The organism is Streptomyces sp. NPDC055966, assembly GCF_042269865.1.
Lineage (GTDB): Bacteria > Actinomycetota > Actinomycetes > Streptomycetales > Streptomycetaceae > Streptomyces.
Map to the genome: position 1 here is coordinate 87,266 of NZ_JBHJYK010000001.1, position 19,769 is coordinate 107,034.

Below are 19,769 nucleotides of genomic sequence, written 5' to 3' on the forward strand. Positions count from 1 at the left end.
CCGCCGTGGGTCAGAACAGGGCGGTGGCCTCCGCGAGGGAGAGGCCACCGCCCTCGGCGTACGCCGCCGCGTATCCGGCGGCGTCGAGCCGTTCGCGGATGCGGGCCACGGTCAGGTCCTGCGCCTGGCGCTCCATGCCGGAGCGGACGTGCCCGGGCGGCAGGATGGCGTCGGCGGCGCCCAGACAGCGGGCCCCGGCCAGGGCACCCTCCTCACCGCGCTCGGCCAGGGCCATCGCGGCGACGGCCAGACAGACGGACGGCAGGTGCGGGCTGATGGCCTCGGACAGCGGGTCCTGGGCGAGCCGCAGCGCCTGCCGGACCCGGTCCAGGGCCTGCTCCGGCAGCCGGTCGAGGGCGTCCAGCCAGGCCTCCTGAACGAGGATCATCACGTCGAAGACCACGAAGTGCGCGATCTTGAACTCCTCGCGGAGCAGCCGGAGTTGCTCGCGCGCCTCGCCGGTGCGGCCGTACACGCCGAGCCAGCAGGCGAGGAAGAGCCGGGCGGCGGGCATCGCCTCGTTGAAGGAGCCGTCCTGGCTGGCGATGACGTCGCGGAGCATCTTCTCGCCGCGCTCCAGTTCGCCCTGCTCCATGAGCACGCTGCCGAACCGGGCGCCCAGGACGGCCATCTGGGCGCGGGCGCCGAGGCGTTCGGCGTACGCGATGGCGGCCTGGTAGTCGTCGGCCGCGGCCTCGTAGGCCCCCTTGCGCTCATGGGCCTCGCCCCGCGCGGACAGCGCCTCGGCGGTGCCCCACGCGTCACCGATGCGGCGGTAGATCTCCAGCGCCTCGTCGGCGTCGCGGGAGGCGTCGCCCGCCCAGGAGGTGCGGTTGGCGAGCAGGCCGGCGCGCATCTGGAGGGCACCGGCCAGCTCCCACTCGTAGCCGGGGGTGCTCCGGCACGTCTTCACCGTGGCGTCCATGATCGTGCGCAGCCGGTCCATGCCGCCGGTCAGCATCTCGGCGAAGAACCACAGCATCCCCGGGGCCCGGCAGGTCTGCGGCAGGCCGGGCTCGTAGACCTCGGTGACGGCTCTCAGCTTTTCCTGCGCCTCGGGCGTCTGCCAGGCCTCCAACTCGGTCTCCATGCAAGCGAGATGGGCCAGATGGACGCCGCGCCGGGCCTCGGCGAGCACCTCTCCGGTGTACGGGGGCGGGGCGTCGGTGCAGCTCTGCCACACCGGGCGGGCCGGGCGGACCGGTGCGGCGAACGGGTCGGGGCCGAGCCGCATCACCTCCACGCACCAGGTGCGGGTCTCCAGGCGCTGGTCGCGCATCTGCCAGAACCACAGCAGGGACAGCACCAGGCACAGCGCCTCCTGCTCGTCGCCGAGGGCGACGGCGTGCCGCAGGGCGGTGCGCAGGTTCTCGTACTCCAGCTGGAACCGCTCGATGGCGGTGCGCTGTTCGGGGCCGCGCAGCAACGGGTCCGTGGTACGGGCGAGTTCGCGGTAGTACGTCAGATGCGCGTGTTCGGCGCCGCCGCGGCCACCGGTCTCGTCCAGCCGTTCGGCGGCGTACTCGGCGACGGTCTCCAGGAGGCGGTAGCGCATCCCGCCGTCGCCCGACGGAGCGGCCACCACCAGGGACTTGTCCACCAGGGAGCCGAGCGCGTCGAGTGCGACGGGGCCGCACACGGCCTCGGCGGCGGCCAGGTCGCAGCCGCCCGCGAACACCGACAGCCGGGCGAGGACGGCCCGTTCGTCCGCGTCCAGCAGGTCCCAGGACCAGTCCACGACGGCCCGCAGGGTCTGCTGGCGGGGCAGCACGGTCCGGCTGCCGGAGGTGAGCAGGCGGAAGCGGTCGTCCAGCCGCTCCGCTATCTGGCGGGGCGTCAGCATGCGCAGCCGGGCCGCGGCCAGCTCGATCGCGAGGGGCAGCCCGTCGAGCCGCCGGCAGATCTCCGCGCAGGCCTCCGGATCGTCCCCGGTGCGGAAGCCGGGCCGGGCCGCCGCGCCCCGCTCGGCGAGCAGCCGCAGCGCGACCGGTTCCGGCAGCGGCTCCACCGGGCGCACCAACTCCCCCGGTACACCGAGGGGTTCACGGCTGGTGGCGAGGACGACCAGCCCCGGGCAGCGCTCCAGCAGCCGGGCGACCAGCTCGGCCGCGGCCTCCACGACATGCTCGCAGTTGTCGAGGACGATCAGCATCCGGCGCCGGGCGCAGTGCTCCAGGAGCCGTTCGAGGGGTTCGTCGTGCCGGTCGGCGACCGCGCGCATGTTCTCGACGCCGGCGCCGTGCAGCACGGTCTCGCGGGCGCCGATCGCGGTGACCACGGCCTGCGGTACGGCCCCGGGGTCGTCCACGGGGGCCAGCTCGGCCAGCCACACGCCGTCGCGGACGGTGTGCCGTACCGCCTCGGCGGCCTCCTGGGACAGCCGGGTCTTGCCGGCGCCGCCGGGCCCGAGCAGGGTGACCAGCCGGGCCCGCGCGAGATCGGCGCCGATGGCGTCGATGTCGGCTTCCCGGCCCACGAAGGAGGTGAGCCGGGCGGGCAGGTTGCCCACGGCGGGCCGCGCCTGCTGCGGCTTCGGGGGTTCCTGCGCCTCGGCCGTCAGCAACTCGGCGTGCAGGGCGCGCAGTTCGGGTCCGGGGCCGACGCCGAGCCGGTCCGCGAGCAGCCGTCGTACGTCCTCGTAGGCGGCGAGCGCCCGGGCGGGGCGGCCGGTGTCGCGCAGGGCGCGCAGCCGCAGCGCCTGGAGCGGCTCGTCCAGCGGGTGCTCGTCGCACAGCGCGGTCAGCTCGGGCAGCGACTGCTCGGCCCGGCCGAGGGCGAGGGCGGCGGTGTGCAGGGCGCGCAGCGCGTCCAGCCGGCGCGTCTCCCAGCGGGCCGCCTCGGCGGAGTGGTCGGGCAGGTCGGCGAGGGCGGGGCCGTGCCACAGGGCGAGCGCGTCGTCCAGGACCGCGGCGGCCTTGGCCGGGTCGCCGTCGGCGAGCGCGGCGAGCCCGTCGCCGGTCAGCCGCTCGAACCGGTTGAGGTCGACGTCGTCAAAGGCGGCGGTGAGCCGGTAGCCGCCCTCGGCGGAGGCGACGGCGGCCGCGCCGAGGGTACGGCGCAGCCGGCCGACCAGCGCCTGGAGCGCGCCGGCGGCGTCGGCGGGCGGGTCGGCGCCCCACACCTCGTCCACGAGCACGCCCACAGGCACGGTCCGCCCCGCCCTGAGCGCGAGCACACTCAGCAGGGCGCGCAGCCGCGCCCCGCCGACCGGGACGGTCGTACCGTCGGGACGGAGTGCCTGGGTGGTGCCGAGAAGCCGATAGCGCACGGGGTCCATTGTCCCTGGAGGCTCAGGTTCGGTCAGGACGGCCGTCGGACGCGTCGTCGGGGGGACCATCCCCCCACCCTTCCAGGAACCGGACGGCCTGCGCGAGACGTTTCCCCCACGACCGCACGGCCGGTACGGTCGCCTTTCCGACGGTCCCCGCACACAGGAGCCCCCAGATGACCACCGCCACCACCCGCTCCAGTGACCGCCGGGTCAGTCCCGTGTTCGTCGGGATCATGGCCGTGACGGCGGTGACCGGCTGGGCCACCTGGAGCGGGTACGCGGCGCAGCCGGGCGTCGCGGTGTTCCTGTTCGTGACGGCGGCCTGGGTCGTCTCCCTGTGTCTGCACGAGTACGCGCACGCGCGCACGGCGCTGCACGGCGGGGACATCACGGTGGGCGCGAAGGGCTACCTCACGCTGAACCCGCTGAAGTACACGCACGCGCTGCTGAGCATCGTGCTCCCGGTGGTCTTCCTGGTCATGGGCGGGATCGGGCTGCCCGGCGGCGCGGTGTTCATCGAGCGCGGCCGGATCCGGGGCCGCTGGAAGCACAGCCTGATCTCGGCGGCGGGCCCGCTGACGAACGTGCTGTTCGCCGCGGTGTGCAGCGCGCCGTTCTGGCTGCACGCGCTGGACGGAGTGCCCGCGGACTTCCGGTTCGCGCTGGCGTTCCTGGTGCTGCTCCAGGTGACCGCGTCGATCCTGAACCTCCTGCCGGTGCCGGGCCTGGACGGCTACGGCGTGATCGAGCCGTGGCTGTCGTACCGGATCAAGCGGCAGCTGGCGCCGTACGCGCAGTTCGGCCTGCTGTTCGTGTTCGCGCTGCTGTGGGTGCCGTCGGTCAACAGCGTGTTCTTCGACGCGATCGACGCGGTCCTGCGCTTCCTCGGCGTCGACGACTACTCCCGCTACTGCGGCCAGGAGCTGTACCGCTTCTGGCGCGGCACCCCGGAGATCTGCACGATCAGCCGGTGACGGACTCGCCGGGCCCGGCGGCGTTCCGGGCGCGCTTGACGTAGTACCAGCTCATGTTGGACGACAGGCCCGCCAGCAGCACCCACACGATCCCCAGCCAGCTGCCCTGGACGAAGGAGACGACGGCGGCGGCCACGGCGAGGACGCAGACGACGAGGGGGTAGAGGGCGATGCGGGGCATGGCGGGGTGGCTCCTGTCGGATCCGGTCGGGGACACTGCTCGGAACTGCTTCGCCGACCAGTGTCCCCCATCGCCCCGCGCGGCTCACACGTCGGTGACGCGCAGCCCGGCGTGTGCCTTGTAGCGGCGGTTGACGGAGATCAGGTTCGCGACGAGCGACTCGACCTGGTGGGCATTGCGCAGCCGCCCGGCGAAGACGCCGCGCATACCGGGGATGCGCCCGGCGAGGGCCTGCACGATCTCCACGTCGGCCCGCTGCTCGCCCAGCACCATCACGTCGGTGTCGATCTCGTCGATCTCCGGGTCCTGGAGCAGGACGGCCGACAGGTGGTGGAAGGCGGCGGTGACCCGGGAGTCCGGCAGCAGGGCGGCGGCCTGCTCGGCGGCGCTGCCCTCCTCGGGCTTGAGGGCGTAGGCGCCCTTCTTGTCGAAGCCGAGCGGGTTGACGCAGTCCACGACGAGCTTGCCGGACAGGTCCGCGCGCAGGGCGGCCAGCGTGTCGCCGTGGCCGTCCCACGGTACGGCGACGATCACGATGTCGCTGCGGCGCGCGGTCTCGGCGTTGTCGGCGCCCTCGACACCGTGGCCGAGTTCGTCGGCGGCGGCCTGTGCCCGCTCGGCGGACCGCGAGCCGATGATCACCTTCTGGCCGGCCCGGGCGAGCCGGTAGGCGAGGCCCTTGCCCTGCGGGCCGGTGCCGCCGAGGACGCCGACGACGTACCCGGAGACGTCGGGCAGGTCCCAGGGGTCCTTGGCGGGGGCCTTGGCAGGGGTCTGTGCGCTGTCGGTAGAGGTCATGCGCCCGACTCTACGTCCGTGGCCGACACGGCACCTGGTCAGGTGAGGCGGTGCAGCGGGACCCGGCGGAACGCGATCCGCTCGTAAGGGCCGAAGTCGCCGGTCTCGTAGAGGAGTCCGACCGTGCCGGCGTCGACGCGGACCAGGTCGCCGTAGGCGGCGGGCAGCCCGTCGGCGGTGAACGCCGGGCGCCAGGTGGTGCCGCCGTCGGCGGAGGCGCGCAGGGTCATCAGGGCGCGGGCGGCGGGGTCGGCCGGGCCGGCGTAGAGGAGCAGGTCGGGGTCGCGGAGCTGGAGGACGGAGCCCTGGCAGACCGGTCCGGCGAGCCCGGCCTGGGGCCGGAAGGGCAGGGCGAGGGTGCGGCCGCCGTCGGTGGAGTGGGCGTCGGCGCGGGTGCCGGGGGCCGGCCCGGCGCCGGGGATGTTGCGGGTGTTGAAGTAGACGCGTCCGTCGGGGAGTTCGGCGGCCGTGGTCTCGTTCGCGTTGATGTACCCGTCGGTGTTCTCGTCGACGTACCCGAGGTACCAGCTCTCGCCCCCGTCGTCGCTGAGCAGGCAGTGGCCGCAGTAGTACCGCGGCTCGGCCCCGGTGTCGGTGCCGGTGGGCGGCACGGAGTGGTTGGCGGGGACGACCACGCGCCCGCCGCCGAGCTGGAGGGCGTGCCCGGGGGTGGTGGCGTACCAGCGCCAGCCGGGCCGCCTGACCTGCGCGGTGATGTCGGTGGGCGCGGACCAGGTCAGACCCTCGTCGTCGCTGCGCTGCACCCACACCCGGCGCCCGTCGGCGTCCGGGACCCGGCCGCGCATGACGGCGTCCTCGGTGGCCCGGGCGGCGGCGCGGACGTGCACGAGCAGGACGCGGCCGGTGTCGAGGACGACGGGGGCGGGGTTGCCGGCGAGGCCGGTGCCGTTGCTCGCGGCGACGACGAGGGGGCCCCAGGTGCGGCCGCAGTCGGTGGAGCGCTTGAGCACGATGTCGATGCGGCCGTGGTCGGCGGCGGAGTCGTGGCGTCCCTCGCAGAGGGCGAGCAGCGTGCCGGCGCCGGTGGCCACGATCGCCGCGATCCGGAAACTGGCGTAGCCGTCGTGTCCGGCGCGGAAGGGGACGGTGACGTCGCTCATGGGCGCTCCTCGGGCTCGGCTGGGTCGTACGGGTCGCGCGGTGACCGCTGCTTGTCCCCGAGGCGGGCGAATTCCGGGTGAACTCCGGGTCACGAGTGGCCGGTTGCGGCAGGATGCGGTCGCATGGACGCCGTACGGGTCGCGTTGCTGCGGGAAGTGCTCGCCGGGACGGAGTGGCTGGGGGCCACCCGGAGGTTCGCGGGGGCGCTGCGCGGGTCGGTGGTGGCGCACGGGGGCGGGCTGCTGCTGGTCGGCACGCCGGAGTACGAGCCGTGGCATCTGGCGGCGCATCTGGTGGACGAGGCCGCGTGGTCGGGTACGCCGGAGCTGGCGCCGACGCTCGTACGGCACCGGGTGCGCCCCTCGGACCCGCCGCATCTGGCCGTCGGACCGGGCCGCATCGAGGCGGCGGGGCGGGGCGAGACCCTGCTGGTCGTGGCGCCCGAGGAGCCCGCGCCGCTGCTGGAGCGGGTGCACGCGGCCCGGCGGGCCGGGGTGACGGTGCTGGCGCTCGGCGCGGGCGGGGGCGAGCTGGCCGCGATGGCCCACGAGTCGCTGGCGGTACCGCAGGGGGCGGAACTGGACCTGGACTCGGTGCAGCACCTGGTGAGCGCGGGGGCCGGCGAGAACAGCGCGGGCTCCGCGCGGGTTCAGCGGGGTTTTCGTGACCGGTTGTCGAGGCTGGCGGAGATCCTGACGGCACCGCCGCCGGCCCCTTGGTGACCGCGCGCCGGTGACCTGCGCTTTCGTGGCCCGTGCCCGGAAATCCGGTTGCCCGCAGTGCGCGGCCGACCGAGCATGACCCCTTGTGCCCCGCGACCTTCTCCGTGACCTCCTGCCCGACCTGTCCCCCTGGAAGGCCTCCGCGGACTTCCGGCGGCTGTGGAAATCAGGGCTGATCAGCAACTTCGGCAGCTTTCTGACCTTCGTCGCGCTGCCCGTCCAGCTGAAGGACCTCACCGGTTCCGCGGCGGCGGTGGGCGCGATCGGTGCCGTGGAGCTGCTGCCGCTCATCGTCTGCGGGCTCTACGGCGGCGCCCTCGCCGACGCCCTGGACAAGCGGAAGCTGATCGTGTGGACGGAGGCCGGGCAGGGGCTGCTGAGTGCGGCGCTGCTGGTCGACGCCCTGCTCCCGCACCCCGCGCTCTGGCCGCTGTACGCCGTCGCGGCGCTCTCCGCCGCCCTGGGGTCGGTCCAGCGCCCGGCGCTGGACTCGCTCTGGCCCCGGCTCGTGGCCCACGCCGACCTGCCCGCCGCCGCCTCGCTGAACTCGCTGCGCTGGACGGTCGGCGGAGTCGCCGGACCGGCGGTCGCGGGCGTGGTCGTCGCCTACGCGGGCCTCGGCTGGGCGTACGCCGCCGACGTGCTGACCTTCGCCGTGTCACTGCTGTACATCGTGCGGATCGCCCCGTCCCCCGCCGCCCACGAGGCCTCGAAGCCCTCGCTGAACGCCGTCCTGGAGGGCGCCCGGTACGCGTGGAGCCGCAAGGAGCTCCTCGGCACCTACGCCGTCGACCTCGCGGCGATGTTCCTGGCCATGCCGCTCGCGGTCCTGCCGTTCCTCGCCGACGAGCTGCACGCCGACTGGTCGCTCGGGCTGATGTACGCCGCCCTCCCGGCCGGCTCCCTGCTGGTGAGCCTGACCGGCGGCTGGACCTCCCGGGTGCACCGGCACGGGCTGCTGGTCGTGGTGTCGGCCGCCGGCTGGGGTCTCGCCGTCGCGGCGGCGGGCGCGTGCGGGAACGTCTGGCTGGTGCTGCTGTTCCTGACCGTCGGCGGCGGCTTCGACATGGTCTCCGGGATCTTCCGGGCCGCCCTGTGGAACCAGACGATCCCCGACGAGCTGCGCGGCCGGCTCGCCGGGATCGAGCTGCTGTCCTACTCGGTCGGCCCGCAGCTCGGCCAGGTCCGCGCGGGCTCTCTCGCCGCCTGGGCGGGCGTGCGGACCTCGGTCGTCTCCGGCGGTCTGGCCTGCGCGGGGGCCATGGGGCTGCTCGCCCTGTGCCTGCCGGGGCTCATGACGTACGACGCCCGGACCAACGAGCACTCCGTGCGCATGCGCGAGCGGCGCGCCGCCGCCGGACAGGCCGTGAGCTGATCACTCCTCGTCGGTGTTCCCCCGCGCGGTCGCGTCGTGCCAGCGCGGGTCGTTCTCCCACTGGAGGTTGCGCTCGGCGGCGGTCTCCATCGCCCGCCGGGCCTCCTCGGGCGAGGCGTAGGGCCCGAAGCGGTCCTTGCCCGGGCACTCCGGCCCCTCCTCGACCTTCTTGTGTTCCAGGCAGTAGAACCACTCGCCCGGCTTGCCGACGGTGCGCTTCTTGAACAGGGGCATGGACAGCTCCTCTCGCCACGGACATGTTCCCCCATCTCCGCTCGATAGACTCGCTGGCATGTCTGGCCAGTCGCTGCTCGTACCAGGGGAGCTGTCCCCCACCCGTTCGGTCCCCGGAAACATCCGCCGCCCCGCGTACGTCGGCAAGCCCGCGCCGGCGCCGTACACCGGGCCGGAGGTGCAGACCCCCGAGATCATCGAGGCGATGCGGATCGCCGGCCGCATCGCCGCGCAGGCGATGGAGGAGGCCGCGAAGATCATCGCGCCCGGGGTCACCACGGACCAGCTGGACAAGGTCGCCCACGACTACATGTGCGACCACGGCGCCTACCCGTCCACGCTCGGCTACCGCGGTTTCCCCAAGTCGCTGTGCACGTCGGTCAACGAGGTCATCTGCCACGGCATCCCGGACTCGACGGTCCTGAACGACGGTGACATCGTCAACCTGGACGTGACGGCGTACATCGGCGGGGTGCACGGCGACAACAACGCCACGTACCTGGTCGGGGACGTGGACGAGGAGTCGCGGCTGCTGGTGGAGCGGACCCGCGAGGCCCTGAACCGCGCGATCAAGGCGGTCCGGCCGGGCCGCCAGATCAACGTCATCGGCCGGGTCATCGAGTCCTACGCCAAGCGCTTCGGCTACGGCGTCGTCCGTGACTTCACCGGACACGGGATCAACTCGTCGTTCCACTCCGGCCTGATCATCCCGCACTACGACAGCCCGCACGCGACGACGGTCATGCAGCCCGGCATGACGTTCACGATCGAGCCGATGCTGACGCTGGGCACGTACGAGTACGACCTGTGGGACGACGGCTGGACGGTCGTGACGAAGGACCGCAAGCGGACGGCCCAGTTCGAGCACACGCTGGTGGTGACGGACTCGGGCGCGGAGATCCTGACTCTTCCCTGATCACCGACTTGCCCACTCCGTGCCGGGGTGGGCTTTGTCTTGTAGACTTTTACCGACAAGGTGTCGGCAAAGCTCCGCGGACCATCCAGGGACGGGCTCATGGACTCCTTCTCGGCACTCATCCGGACCGCCTCCCACGCGCAGCACCTGGAGGCGGAGACCTCGACCTTCATGAGCGACCTGCTCGCCGGCAGGCTGGGCGTGGCCGCCTTCGCGCGCTACACCGAGCAGCTGTGGTTCGTGTACGAGGCCCTGGAGCGCGGCGCCGGGCGACTGGCGGCGGACCCGGTGGCGGGGCCGTTCGTGCGGCCCGAGCTGTTCCGGCTGGCCGCGCTGGAGCGGGACCTGGCGCATCTGCGGGGGCCGGGGTGGCGGGCAGGCCTGAGCGCCCTGCCCGCCACGCAGGGGTACGCGGCCCGGGTGCGCGAGTGCGCCGAACGCTGGCCCGGCGGCTATGTCGCCCACCACTACACCCGCTACCTGGGCGACCTGTCCGGGGGCCAGATCATCCGGGACAGGGCGGAGAAGACGTGGGGCTTCGCGAAGAAGGGTGACGGGGTGCGCTTCTACGTCTTCGAGGGGGTCGCCAACCCGGCCGCGTTCAAGCGGAGTTACCGCGAGCTGCTGGACGCCGTACAGGTCGACGACCTGGAGCGGCAGCGGGTCGTGGCGGAGTGCAGGCGGGCTTTCGCCCTGAACACCGCGGTGTTCAGGGCACTCGGGGACGAGTTCCCGCTGAGCGCCTAGCGTGCCAGGGCCCGCGACGCCGGGATGATCCAAACGACACCCCCTAGCGCTCCAGGAACACCCGGCCGCCGATCTCCACCCAGCCGTGCGGCTGCGGGGCGGTGAGGATCTGGGAGCCCTTGCCCTGGGTGATGTTGAGGGCGCGGCCCAGCCGGTCGGTGAGGAGAAGGGCCGCCGCGCCCGTCGCCTCGTCCTCGTCGATGCCGTCACCGCGCCCGGGGAAGGCGCGGGCGCGGATCCGGCCGGCGGCCTCGTCCTGCCAGGCCCAGGCGTAGAGCCACTCCCCCGGCGGCGGCACGTCCAGGGCGTCCACCTCGGCCGCGGTCGCGTACTGGCGCAGGGTGCGCGGCGGGGCCCACTCGGCGCGGGCCTCGATCCAGCTGAACTCGCCGTCCAGCCGGGCCCCGACGACTCCGGCGGGGGTGACGAGTTCGGGCACGTCGAGCAGCCAGGCGGTGCCGACGCAGGGGTGACCGGCGAAGGGCAGCCGCAGGGTGGGGGTGTAGATGTCGATGACACCGCGCTCGGGGTCGTCCACGAACACGGTCTCGCTGAAGCCGAGCTCGGCCGCCAGCTTCTGCCGGTCGCCGCGCTCGGGCAGCACCGAGCCGTCGCGGACGACACCGAGTGCGTTGCCGTGGCCGCCGTCCGGTCCGCAGAAGACGCGGAGTATGTCGTAGTCAGTCACCCGGGAATTGAAACATCGCGGCCCACGGGGTCGTGACGCGGCTCGGCCAGGTCACGGTGTGGCCGCTGTACCCGGTCCCGGCACTCACGGTGTTCCTCGCCCCGGTAGGGTTCGCCTCCGGGAAGGGGAAGGTGAAGGGACCCGATGAGCAGGGATCGCAGCCCGCGCAGGCTCCGCAGGCGTGCCGGCGACGCACGCGCGGCGGTGCGCCGGGGCGCACTCACGGCGGCCTCGCTGACCGCACTGTCACTGACGGCGAGCGGGTGCGTGGTGGTGCACGGGGAGCGCGAGGTGCTGCCCGCCGCCACCCGCGCCGAGGCCGCCAAGGCGGTCGCCGCGTTCACGACCGCGTACAACAAGGCCGACAAGGCCTACGACAGCTCCCTGGACGCGCCCTACGTCACCGGCCCGTTCGGCGACATCGACGCCGCGCGGCTGAAGGCCGGGCACGTCAACAGCCCCTCGGGCAACGCGGACCACGTGCCGCTGAAGCTGTCGGACGTGAAGATCACCATTCCCGAGAAGGCGGGCTGGCCGCGCTGGTTCCTCGCCGACGCCCGGGGCAACAAGGCGGGCGACGCGCGCTGGCTGCTGGTGTTCACCCGCAGCGGTCTGAACGAGCGCTGGCAGGTGGCGTACCTGACACTGGTCGCACCGGGCGCCGTACCGCGGTTCACGACGGACAAGGACGGCTGGGCCGAGGCCGTACCGGCCGGCTCGGCCCAACTCGCCGTCGCGCCCGGCGCGTTGAGCGCGGACTTCGCGGCGTACCTCCAGAAGGGCGGGAAGACCTTCGCCGACGGCGCGTACACGAGCGTCGAGCGGGCGAACCGCGCCCAGCGGGCCCGCAAGCCGGGTCTGGTCACGCAGTTCATCGACAAGCCGCTCACGAGCGGCGACTACCAGCCGCTGGCGCTGCGCACGGCGGACGGCGGGGCGCTGGTGTTCTTCTCCTCGCGCCACTACGAGAAGCGGACGGCCGCCGCGGGCACCACGATGCCGCCCGACAACAAGGACGTGCAGGCGCTGACCCAGGGCGAGGTGAACCAGTCCCTGACGCTGGAGTTCATGTCCAACGAGGTCGCCCTGGACCCGGCGGGCAGCGGCGCGGTGTCCCTGCTGGGACGGGTGCCGGGGCTGACGTCGGCGCAGGGCGGATAGCGACCGGAGGACCGGTGGCCGAGCGGCTCAGTGCCGCAGCGGCCAGACGGTGGCCTGGTGCTCGGCGCCCGCGTACCGGGCGCAGGCGTCGGTGAGGGTCTCCAGCAGGCTGAGCGGGTCCGGGAGCGGGTGCTCCGGGCCGCGTGTCCAGTGCACCCGCTGGTCGTCGCCGGGCAGCCGGGCGGGCGGCACGAGCACGTACGACCCCCGGCAGTGCCAGCGCAGGCCGGGGTGCTCGTCCATGGTCTCGGGGTGGCAGTCCAGCTCGCACGGCCACCACTCGTCCTCGTCCTCGGGGGTGCCGCGGGTGAGCGTGAAGAACAGCATGCGGCCGTCGTCGCTCTCGGCGACCGGGCCGACCTCGACGCCGGATCCGAGCAGCCGCTCCAGCGCCTCCCGGCCGGCCCGCAGGGGTACGTCCAGGACGTCGTGGGTCATGCCGGTGGCGGTGATGAAGTTGGCCTGCGGCTGGTGGCGGACCCAGCGCTCGATCTGGGCGCGGTCGGTGGTGGACTGCGTCTGCCAGGCGAACGACACCGGGTGCCGGGCCGGGGTGGGACAGCCGACGCGGTCGCAGGAACAGCGGTAGCCGGGGGCGGGGTGCGCGGCGGGGGCGAGCGGCAGGCCCGCTCTGGCAGCGGCGAGCAGCAGGGCCTCACGGCCGCCGTCGTCGGCGGTCTCCTTCGGCCGGCGTCCGCGCAACCACTGGGAGAGCCTGCCCTGCCGGCCGGACCGGCCGCCGAACGTCGCGCTCATCTATCCCCTCGCCTCGCAGATCGCCTCGCTGGTGTGCCTCGCTGGTGTGCGGACAGCATGCCTTATCGTCCCATCCTCCTCCGCTTCGGGGGGCCGCGGGGCGGATCCGGAGGAACCGGACGAGACGCGCCTCACACGGATCAGCGGGGACTCAGGCCGTACAGGGCGTAGTCGACGAGGGTGTCCGTGTAGGCGTGGGTGATCGGGCCGGTGTGCTGGAGCCAGCGCTGGGCCAGGGGCGAGACGAACAGCTCCAGGGCGATACGGGGATCGACGTCGGCCCGTACCGCCCCGGTGGCCTGCGCGGCCCGCAGCCGGTCGACGTACAGCTGGAGCTGGGGTTCGAGCAGCTTGGCGACGAACTCGCGGCCCAGCGGCTCGTTCACCAGGCCCTCGGCGGCCAGCGCCCGGGCGGGCACCTCGAAGCGCGGGTCGGCCATCTGGTCCACCGTGATCCGCAGCACGGTCTTGAGGTCGGCGGCGAGGTCGCCGGTGTCCGGGATGACGTACGGCGCCTGCCCCGCTTCCTGTGCCGCCTGCATCGAGAGGTCGAGGAACGCCTCCAGCAGCACGGCGGCCTTGGACGGCCACCAGCGGTAGATCGTCTGCTTGCCGACCCCGGCCCGGGCGGCGATCCCCTCGACGGTGGTCTTCGGGTACCCGACGTCGCCGACCAGGGCGAGGGCGGCGGCGTAGATCGCCCGACGGGACTTCTCGCTGCGACGGCTGGCGTCGGGGGCGGGGTTCTTGGCCATGGGACCGACGCTAACAAGCGCCCCTCACTCGTCCGGATCCGCGGGCGGCCAGGGGTCCCCCCACTCCGCGTCCCGCGCCGCCTTGTACAGGTCACCGTGCCGCTTGGTCACCGTCGTACGGTCCAGCCTCCCCTCGGCCTCGCAGAGATCGAGCAGCACCTGCCCCTTGCGGATCTGGGGGCGCCGGACGATCCGGGCGGGGGCCGGCTGCGCGGGCAGGCGGCTCGCGGCGACGTAGGAGAACTTCTCGTCCTCGTACGGCAGGGTGCCGCCCTTGACCTGGCGGTGCAGGGAGGAGCGGCTCACCCGGGCGGAGAAGTGGCACCAGTCCCGGCCGGGCTCGATGGGGCAGGCGGCGCTGTGCGGGCAGGGGGCGACGACGCGCAGCCCGGCCCGGATCAGGCGGTCGCGGGCCTCGATGACGCGGGCGTAGCCGGCCGGGGTGCCGGCCTCCACGATCACCACGGCCTGCGCGGCGGCGGCAGCGGCGTCGACGAGGGCGGCGCGGTCGGGCTCGGCGAGTTCGTTGAGGACGTACGACACCGTGACGAGGTCGGTGTCGTCCAGGGCGAGGTCCGCGCCGATCCGGGCGCGCCGCCAACGGGCGCCCCGCAGGGCCGGGTTGGCGGCGGCGAGCTCGCGACCGAGGGCGAGGGCGGGCTCGGCCCAGTCCAGCACGGTGACGGCGCGCTCGCCGGGCCAGGTCGCGGTGACGGCCCAGGTCGCGGCGCCGGTGCCGCCGCCGACGTCGACATGGCTGCCGGGCGTCCAGTCGGGGGCGGCGTCGGCGAACGCCGCCAGCGCGGAGCGGACGGCCTCGAAGGTGGCGGGCATCCGGTAGGCGGCGTAGGCGGCGACGTCGGCGCGGTCGCGCAGGATCGGGGCGGAGGTGGGGGTGTCGCCCCGGTAGTTGGCGATGAGCCGGTCGACGGCCGCGGCGGCCTGCCGGGGCGGGAGTCCGTCGAGCAGTTCGGCGAGGCTTCGGCGCAGGGCTTCGGCCGGTGGTACGGGGGCGTTCACCCGGCGATTCTACGGCGCCGGCCGACCGCGGAACCTACGGCGGTGCTCAGATGACCGCGCTCGCCAGCCGTGTCGCCAGCGCGGCCCGGGGCCCGCTGTCCGGTGGCCGGCGCCTCGGGTGGACCGTGTTCGCCAGGAGCACCAGGAACGTGTCCGTCGCCGGGTCCAGGACCAGCGACGTACCGGTGAAACCCGTGTGGCCCGCCGCTCCGGCGCCCGCCAGTTCGCCCATGAACCAGGACTGGTCGACGGCGAAGCCCAGTCCGGGCGGGGTCAGCAGCAGTTCGACGAAGTCGGGGCCGAGGATGCGGGCGGGGCCGTAGGAGCCGCCGGCGAGCAGGGTGCGGCAGAAGACCGCCAGGTCGGGGGCGGTCGAGAAGAGGCCCGCGTGGCCGGCGACGCCGCCGAGCGCCCAGGCGTTCTCGTCGTGGACCAGGCCCCGCAGCATCCCCCGCTCCGCCTTGGCCCACGGCCGCCGCTGGTCCTCGGTGGCCGCCGCGCCGGGGCAGGGGCCGAAGCGGGTCGCCGTCATGCCGAGCGGGCGCGTGATGCCGTCCTCGATCAGGACGTTCAGGGTGCGGCCGGTGATGCGCTCCAGCACGGACTGGAGCAGGAGCATGTTCAGGTCCGAGTAGAGGTAGGTGCCCGGCTCGCCCGTCGGGGCCTCGGCCCGCAGCAGCGAGCGGCGGGCGGTGTCGTCCGGGCAGTCGTACAGCGGGAGTTCGGGGCGCAGCCCCGAGGTGTGCGTGAGGAGTTGGCGGACGGTGATGCCGTGGGCGGCCGCGGCGTGGAAGTCGGGCAGGTAGTCGCCGACGCGGGCGTCCATGCCGAGGGTGCCGCGCTCGATCTGCTGCACGGCCGCCACCGAGGTGAACAGCTTGGTGAGGGAGGCCAGATCGAAGGGCGTGTCGACGGTCGCCGGGACCCGGGCCTCGGGCGGCAGTTCGATGCCGGTGTCGGTCTCGGCGTCGTGGCCGGCGTACCGCACCGCCCAGCCCGCGGCCGCGGCGACGGCGATCACGGGTCCGCGGCCGGCGAGGGCGACGGCGCCGGGCGCCCAGGGGCGGTCCCCGTGGGTGAGGGCGTGCAGCTCGCCGATCAGGTGCTCGACGGCGGCCGGGTCGAGCCCGGCCCGTTCCGGCGTGTCGACGCGCAGTCTCGGTGCGCTCAGTGCTCGTCTCCCTCCGACCCCGTACGGGTGTTCCCCCGTGTGTCCCAGGGACGGCACATTCCCACGAAGCAGGCCGCCGCGACCAGTGCTCCGGCCAGTTGGACGAGCGCCATGGGTACGGCGGTGCGTTCTCCGGCGACGCCGACGAGGGGGGAGGCGACCGCGCCGACGAGGAAGGAGGTGGTGCCGAGCAGCGCGGAGGCGGAGCCGGCGGCGTGCCGGGTGCGCAGCAGGGCGAGGGACTGGGCGTTGGGGAGCGTGACGCCCATCGCCGACATCAGGACGAAGAGGGCCGTGGCGATCGGGGCGAGGCCGACGTCGCTGAAGGCGCCCGTCGCCATCAGCAGCAGCGCCGTCGCGGCGAGAATGATCACCGCGAGGCCCGCGCCCAGCACCTTCTCCAGGGCGACCCGGCCGACCAGCACCTTGCCGTTGAGCTGTCCGGCGGCCACCAGACCCACCGAGTTGAGGCCGAACAGCAGGCTGAAGGTCTGCGGGGAGGCGCCGTAGATCTCCTGGACGACGTAGGGGGACGCGGAGATGTAGGCGAACAGCGCGGCGAAGGCGAAGCCGCCGGCCAGCATGTAGCCGGTGAAGGGCAGGTCGGTGAGGAGTGCCCGCATGGCGCGCAGGGCTTCTGCCGCTCCCCCGTCGTGCCGTTCCTCGGGCGGGAGCGTCTCGGGCAGCCGCAGCCAGACGAGCGCGGCGAGCAGTGTGCCCACGACGGTGAGCAGGACGAACACGCCCCGCCAGTCGGTCACCCGGAGGATCTGCCCGCCGATCAGCGGGGCCACGATCGGGGCGACCCCGGAGATGAGCATCAGGGTGGAGAAGAACCGGGCCATGGCGACGCCGTCGTACAGGTCGCGTACGACGGCCCGGGCGATGACGATCCCGGCGGCGCCCGCGAGGCCCTGGGCGAGGCGGAAGGCGACCAGCGTCTCGACGTTCGGTGCGAACCCGCACAGGGCGGTCGCGAGGACGTAGACGGCGAGGCCGGTGAGCAGCGGCCGGCGGCGTCCCCAGCGGTCGCTCATCGGGCCGACGACCAGCTGCCCGAGCGCCATGCCGGCCAGGCACGCGGTGAGCGTGAGCTGGACGGTGGCGGCGGGGGCGTGCAGGGACGTGGTGACCTCGGGCAGCGAGGGCAGGTACATGTCCATCGCCAGCGGGGGTGTCGCGGTGAGGCCGCCCAGGATGAAGGTGACGAGCAGGCCGGTGCGGCGGGCGGCGGCCGAAAGCGGTGCCGGGTGCCCGGTCCGCGATGCGGCCGGTGCCGTGCGCTCGCGCATGTTTCCCTCCCTCTGCGAGACAACCGGCACCCATGCTCTCAGCTCGCACACACTGCCGGGGCACACATGAGCGAGGGCGGAGCCGGCCGGGCCGACGGAACGGAGGGTGGGCCCGGGGGTCCTGGCGATACGGACACCGCACCGGCGCCGGATAGCCGTATGGCGGACATGGCGTTCCGCATGGCGGACTTCCCGCCTACGCTGCGGAGCCATGACTGACAGGCAATCGAAGATCGCGGTGGTGACCGGCGCCGGTTCCGGTATCGGGCGGGCCGTCGCGGTGGAGCTGCTGCGGGCCGGCTGGTCGGTGGCGCTGGCCGGCCGGCGCACCGGGACGCTGGAGGAGACGGCGGCGCTGGTCCCGCAGGGCGGCGCGCTCGCCGTGCGCACCGACGTCTCCCGGCCCGAGGACGTGGACGCGCTGTTCGCGGCGACCGTGGCGCGGTTCGGGCGGGTGGACCTGCTGTTCAACAACGCGGGGACCTTCGGGCCCGGCGGGGTCCCGGTCGAGGAACTCCCCCACGACGCCTGGCGGCACGTCGTGGACACCAACCTCACCGGGGCGTTCCTGTGCGCGCAGGCGGCGTACCGGCGGATGAAGGAGCAGGACCCGCAGGGCGGCCGGATCATCAACAACGGCTCGATCTCCGCGCACACGCCCCGCCCGCACTCGGTGGCCTACACGGCGACCAAGCACGCGCTGACCGGGCTGACCAAGTCGCTGTCGCTGGACGGGCGGCCGTACCGGATCGCGGTCGGGCAGATCGACATCGGCAACGCGGCGACCGACATGACGGCCCGGATGCGGGTCGGCGCGCTGCAGGCGAACGGCGAGACGGTGCCGGAGCCGGTGATGGACGTGGCCGACGTGGCGCGCACGGTGCGGCACATGGCCGAGCTGCCGCTGGAGGCGAACGTGCAGTTCGCGACGGTGCTGGCGACGGCGATGCCGTACGTCGGACGGGGCTGAGACCGCACCGGCCCCCTTTACCACAAACGGAGTTCGAACATCCGCGGTATTGCGGCCGGTCGAGCGCATATGCTCAACTTTCCTCCACGAGAGCTTCACAGTTGGAGCGCGTGGATTCCGCAAGCCATACCGAGGGGGGGAAGGCGGCGGCCGTTCCACCGGACCGGAGTTGGGGGTGGACCTCGCGGGGACGCGGGGTGCGCACCGGTCGGTGGAACGGCCGCCGCGCTGTTCAGCGGTTCGAAGGGTCCGAGCGGTTCGGGGGCAGCCGGTTCAGCGCCGGTGGCGGCCGCCGCCCGGATCCGCCGGCTGGGGTTCCGGCGGCGCGGCCGCCTCGGCCGCCGCGACCGCCCTGCGCCGCCGCTTCACCACCCAGGCGCCCGCCGCCAGCAGCAGTGCCGTACCCGCGGCACCCTCCACCAGGCGGCCGGCGGACGGGCCGCCGGACGACGCCGATGCGCCGCCGCCCGCCGGCTGCGCCCCCTTGGCCCCCGGCGCCGGGCTCGCCTTCGCGCCGCCCTCGCTGAGCGGCTCGACCAACGTGCCCACCGCCTGGGCCGAACGCCCGCCCCCGAAGCCCCAGTCGAGCAGCGCGGCGGTCTGTTCGTAGACGGCGTTGCTGCCCTCGGCGGGGTGCATGACCGTCACCAGCAGGGTCCGTCCGCCCCGGGTGGCGGCGCCGGTGAAGGTGTTGCCGGCGTTGCTGGTGTAGCCGTTCTTGACACCGATCAGGCCGTCGTACGTCCTCAGGCCCATCGCCCCGGTCAGCAGGCGGTCGGTGTTCTGGATCTGGAAGGTCTTCTTGCCGCCCGCCGGGAAGTTCGCGACGCGGGTGCCGCAGTAGCCGCGGAAGTCGGTGTTCTTCAGCCCGTGGCGGGCGAAGAGCGTGAGGTCGTACGCCGAGGAGATCTGGCCCGGGTGGTCGAAGCCGTCGGGACTGACCACGTGCGTGTCCAGGGCTTGCAGGTCCGTGGCCTTGGCCTGCATCTCGGCGACCGTCGTGCCGATGCCGCCGTTCATGTGGGACAGCACGTGCACGGCGTCGTTGCCGGAGCGCAGGAACACGCCCTGCCACAGCTGCTCGACGGTGTAGGTGATGCCGGCCTTGATGCCGACCAGGCTGGAGCCGACCGGGATGTCGGCGAGGTCGGAGTCCTTGACCGTGTACCGCTGGGTGCGGTCGAACTTCTGCAGCACGGTGTCGGCGAACAGCATCTTCAGCGTGGACGCGGGCGGGAGCCGCCGGTGCGCGTTGAACGAGGCGAGCACCTCGCCGCTGTCGCAGTCGGCGATCAGCCAGGAGCGGGCGGTGATCTTCGCGGGAAGGCCGGTGGCGCCGCGCACCTGGACGCCGCCGCGGGCCAGTTGCTCGCCCCCGACGACGGCGGGCGCGGCTGCGGCGGCCGTGGCCAGGGGAAGGGCTGCAGCCGTGGACAGGGGAAGGGCGGCGGCAGTCAGACCGAGGACGGCACGCCGGCTGATCCGGGAACATTCACGCACTCCGGGACCGTACACCGCGACCAGCGGCGACTTCCTGAACCGGGGTGCTGGACGGCGCGGAATTTGCCGCGTCATGAAAATACGATGAGTTACTCACGTTTCCCGGCCCTTACGGC

19 protein-coding genes and 1 pseudogene are annotated in these 19,769 nt (G+C 73.7%); 8 read left to right on the forward strand and 12 right to left on the reverse strand.

The window, feature by feature from the left end; translation table 11 throughout:
• Nucleotides 1-10: 10 nt before the first annotated feature.
• The gene (locus tag ACFC8N_RS00390) at nt 11-3,277 is read right to left on the reverse strand and encodes a BTAD domain-containing putative transcriptional regulator (protein WP_376285014.1); all 3,267 of its coding nucleotides are present in this window, start codon (nt 3,275-3,277) and stop codon (nt 11-13) included.
• A gap of 167 nt (nt 3,278-3,444) precedes the next feature.
• On the opposite strand from ACFC8N_RS00390, the gene ACFC8N_RS00395 reads away from it, so the two are divergent.
• Nucleotides 3,445-4,245: a site-2 protease family protein gene (locus ACFC8N_RS00395; RefSeq protein ID WP_356030666.1), complete on the forward strand. Its 801-nt coding sequence runs from the start codon at nt 3,445-3,447 to the stop codon at nt 4,243-4,245.
• Here ACFC8N_RS00395 and ACFC8N_RS00400 read toward each other — a convergent pair.
• The 3 genes from ACFC8N_RS00400 to ACFC8N_RS00410 form a co-directional block, all read right to left on the reverse strand.
• Entirely contained in the window at nt 4,235-4,426 is a 192-nt protein-coding gene (locus ACFC8N_RS00400) for a hypothetical protein (protein ID WP_356030664.1), read from the reverse strand. The two genes, ACFC8N_RS00395 and ACFC8N_RS00400, sit on opposite strands and share 11 nt — an antisense overlap.
• A gap of 84 nt (nt 4,427-4,510) precedes the next feature.
• Entirely contained in the window at nt 4,511-5,224 is a 714-nt protein-coding gene (gene npdG, locus ACFC8N_RS00405; protein ID WP_356030662.1) for an NADPH-dependent F420 reductase, read from the reverse strand.
• Between the two features lie 38 nt (nt 5,225-5,262).
• On the reverse strand, nt 5,263-6,345 hold the full coding sequence (locus ACFC8N_RS00410) for an exo-alpha-sialidase (RefSeq protein WP_376285019.1): 1,083 nt from the start codon (nt 6,343-6,345) through the stop codon (nt 5,263-5,265).
• A 123-nt stretch (nt 6,346-6,468) separates the two neighbouring features.
• On the opposite strand from ACFC8N_RS00410, the gene ACFC8N_RS00415 reads away from it, so the two are divergent.
• Together ACFC8N_RS00415 and ACFC8N_RS00420 are read left to right on the forward strand one after the other, a co-directional pair.
• Complete coding sequence (locus tag ACFC8N_RS00415; RefSeq protein WP_356030659.1) at nt 6,469-7,068, forward strand: hypothetical protein; 600 nt, start codon at nt 6,469-6,471, stop codon at nt 7,066-7,068.
• Nucleotides 7,069-7,153: 85 nt separating this feature from the next.
• On the forward strand, nt 7,154-8,443 hold the full coding sequence (locus ACFC8N_RS00420; protein WP_362822230.1) for an MFS transporter: 1,290 nt from the start codon (nt 7,154-7,156) through the stop codon (nt 8,441-8,443).
• Here the strand turns inward: ACFC8N_RS00420 and ACFC8N_RS00425 are convergent, their stop codons facing one another.
• The gene (locus ACFC8N_RS00425; protein ID WP_376285022.1) at nt 8,444-8,677 is read right to left on the reverse strand and encodes a hypothetical protein; all 234 of its coding nucleotides are present in this window, start codon (nt 8,675-8,677) and stop codon (nt 8,444-8,446) included. It abuts the gene before it with no gap.
• Between the two features lie 58 nt (nt 8,678-8,735).
• Between ACFC8N_RS00425 and map the strand changes: the two genes are divergently transcribed.
• Both map and ACFC8N_RS00435 read left to right on the forward strand, forming a co-directional pair.
• Nucleotides 8,736-9,593 (forward strand): type I methionyl aminopeptidase, encoded by an 858-nt coding sequence (gene map / locus ACFC8N_RS00430; protein WP_356030655.1) that lies wholly within the window; start codon nt 8,736-8,738, stop codon nt 9,591-9,593.
• Nucleotides 9,594-9,692: 99 nt separating this feature from the next.
• Nucleotides 9,693-10,340: a heme oxygenase (biliverdin-producing) gene (locus tag ACFC8N_RS00435; protein ID WP_376285026.1), complete on the forward strand. Its 648-nt coding sequence runs from the start codon at nt 9,693-9,695 to the stop codon at nt 10,338-10,340.
• A 43-nt stretch (nt 10,341-10,383) separates the two neighbouring features.
• Here ACFC8N_RS00435 and ACFC8N_RS00440 read toward each other — a convergent pair whose 3' ends face one another.
• Complete coding sequence (locus ACFC8N_RS00440) at nt 10,384-11,028, reverse strand: PhzF family phenazine biosynthesis protein (protein WP_356030652.1); 645 nt, start codon at nt 11,026-11,028, stop codon at nt 10,384-10,386.
• A 47-nt stretch (nt 11,029-11,075) separates the two neighbouring features.
• Here ACFC8N_RS00440 and ACFC8N_RS00445 point away from each other — a divergent pair.
• Both ACFC8N_RS00445 and ACFC8N_RS00450 read left to right on the forward strand, forming a co-directional pair.
• Nucleotides 11,076-11,210 (forward strand): annotated as a pseudogene (locus ACFC8N_RS00445) (iron transporter); the annotation flags it as partial.
• Nucleotides 11,173-12,189, forward strand: coding sequence for a hypothetical protein (locus ACFC8N_RS00450; protein WP_376285029.1), 1,017 nt, complete (start codon nt 11,173-11,175; stop codon nt 12,187-12,189). The pseudogene ACFC8N_RS00445 and the gene ACFC8N_RS00450, both read left to right, overlap by 38 nt.
• Before the next feature lie 27 nt (nt 12,190-12,216).
• Here the strand turns inward: ACFC8N_RS00450 and ACFC8N_RS00455 are convergent, their stop codons facing one another.
• The 5 genes from ACFC8N_RS00455 to ACFC8N_RS00475 form a co-directional block, all read right to left on the reverse strand.
• On the reverse strand, nt 12,217-12,945 hold the full coding sequence (locus ACFC8N_RS00455; protein ID WP_376285032.1) for a bifunctional DNA primase/polymerase: 729 nt from the start codon (nt 12,943-12,945) through the stop codon (nt 12,217-12,219).
• Between the two features lie 140 nt (nt 12,946-13,085).
• Nucleotides 13,086-13,700 carry a TetR/AcrR family transcriptional regulator gene (locus tag ACFC8N_RS00460; RefSeq protein WP_362822227.1) on the reverse strand — a complete coding sequence of 205 codons (615 nt, stop codon included), beginning with the start codon at nt 13,698-13,700 and terminating at the stop codon, nt 13,086-13,088.
• 24 nt (nt 13,701-13,724) lie between these two features.
• Complete coding sequence (locus tag ACFC8N_RS00465) at nt 13,725-14,720, reverse strand: small ribosomal subunit Rsm22 family protein (RefSeq protein WP_362822226.1); 996 nt, start codon at nt 14,718-14,720, stop codon at nt 13,725-13,727.
• Nucleotides 14,721-14,766: 46 nt separating this feature from the next.
• Nucleotides 14,767-15,948 carry a serine hydrolase domain-containing protein gene (locus ACFC8N_RS00470; protein WP_376285036.1) on the reverse strand — a complete coding sequence of 394 codons (1,182 nt, stop codon included), beginning with the start codon at nt 15,946-15,948 and terminating at the stop codon, nt 14,767-14,769.
• Entirely contained in the window at nt 15,888-17,183 is a 1,296-nt protein-coding gene (locus tag ACFC8N_RS00475; protein ID WP_376285039.1) for a multidrug effflux MFS transporter, read from the reverse strand. Before ACFC8N_RS00475 ends, ACFC8N_RS00470 begins: the two co-directional genes overlap by 61 nt.
• Nucleotides 17,184-17,394: 211 nt before the next feature.
• Between ACFC8N_RS00475 and ACFC8N_RS00480 the strand changes: the two genes are divergently transcribed.
• A complete protein-coding gene (locus ACFC8N_RS00480; protein WP_376285042.1) occupies nt 17,395-18,153 on the forward strand; it encodes an SDR family oxidoreductase in 759 nt (252 codons plus the stop codon).
• Nucleotides 18,154-18,426: 273 nt separating this feature from the next.
• Here the strand turns inward: ACFC8N_RS00480 and ACFC8N_RS00485 are convergent, their stop codons facing one another.
• Nucleotides 18,427-19,653: a D-alanyl-D-alanine carboxypeptidase family protein gene (locus ACFC8N_RS00485; protein WP_376285045.1), complete on the reverse strand. Its 1,227-nt coding sequence runs from the start codon at nt 19,651-19,653 to the stop codon at nt 18,427-18,429.
• Nucleotides 19,654-19,769 lie beyond the last annotated feature (116 nt).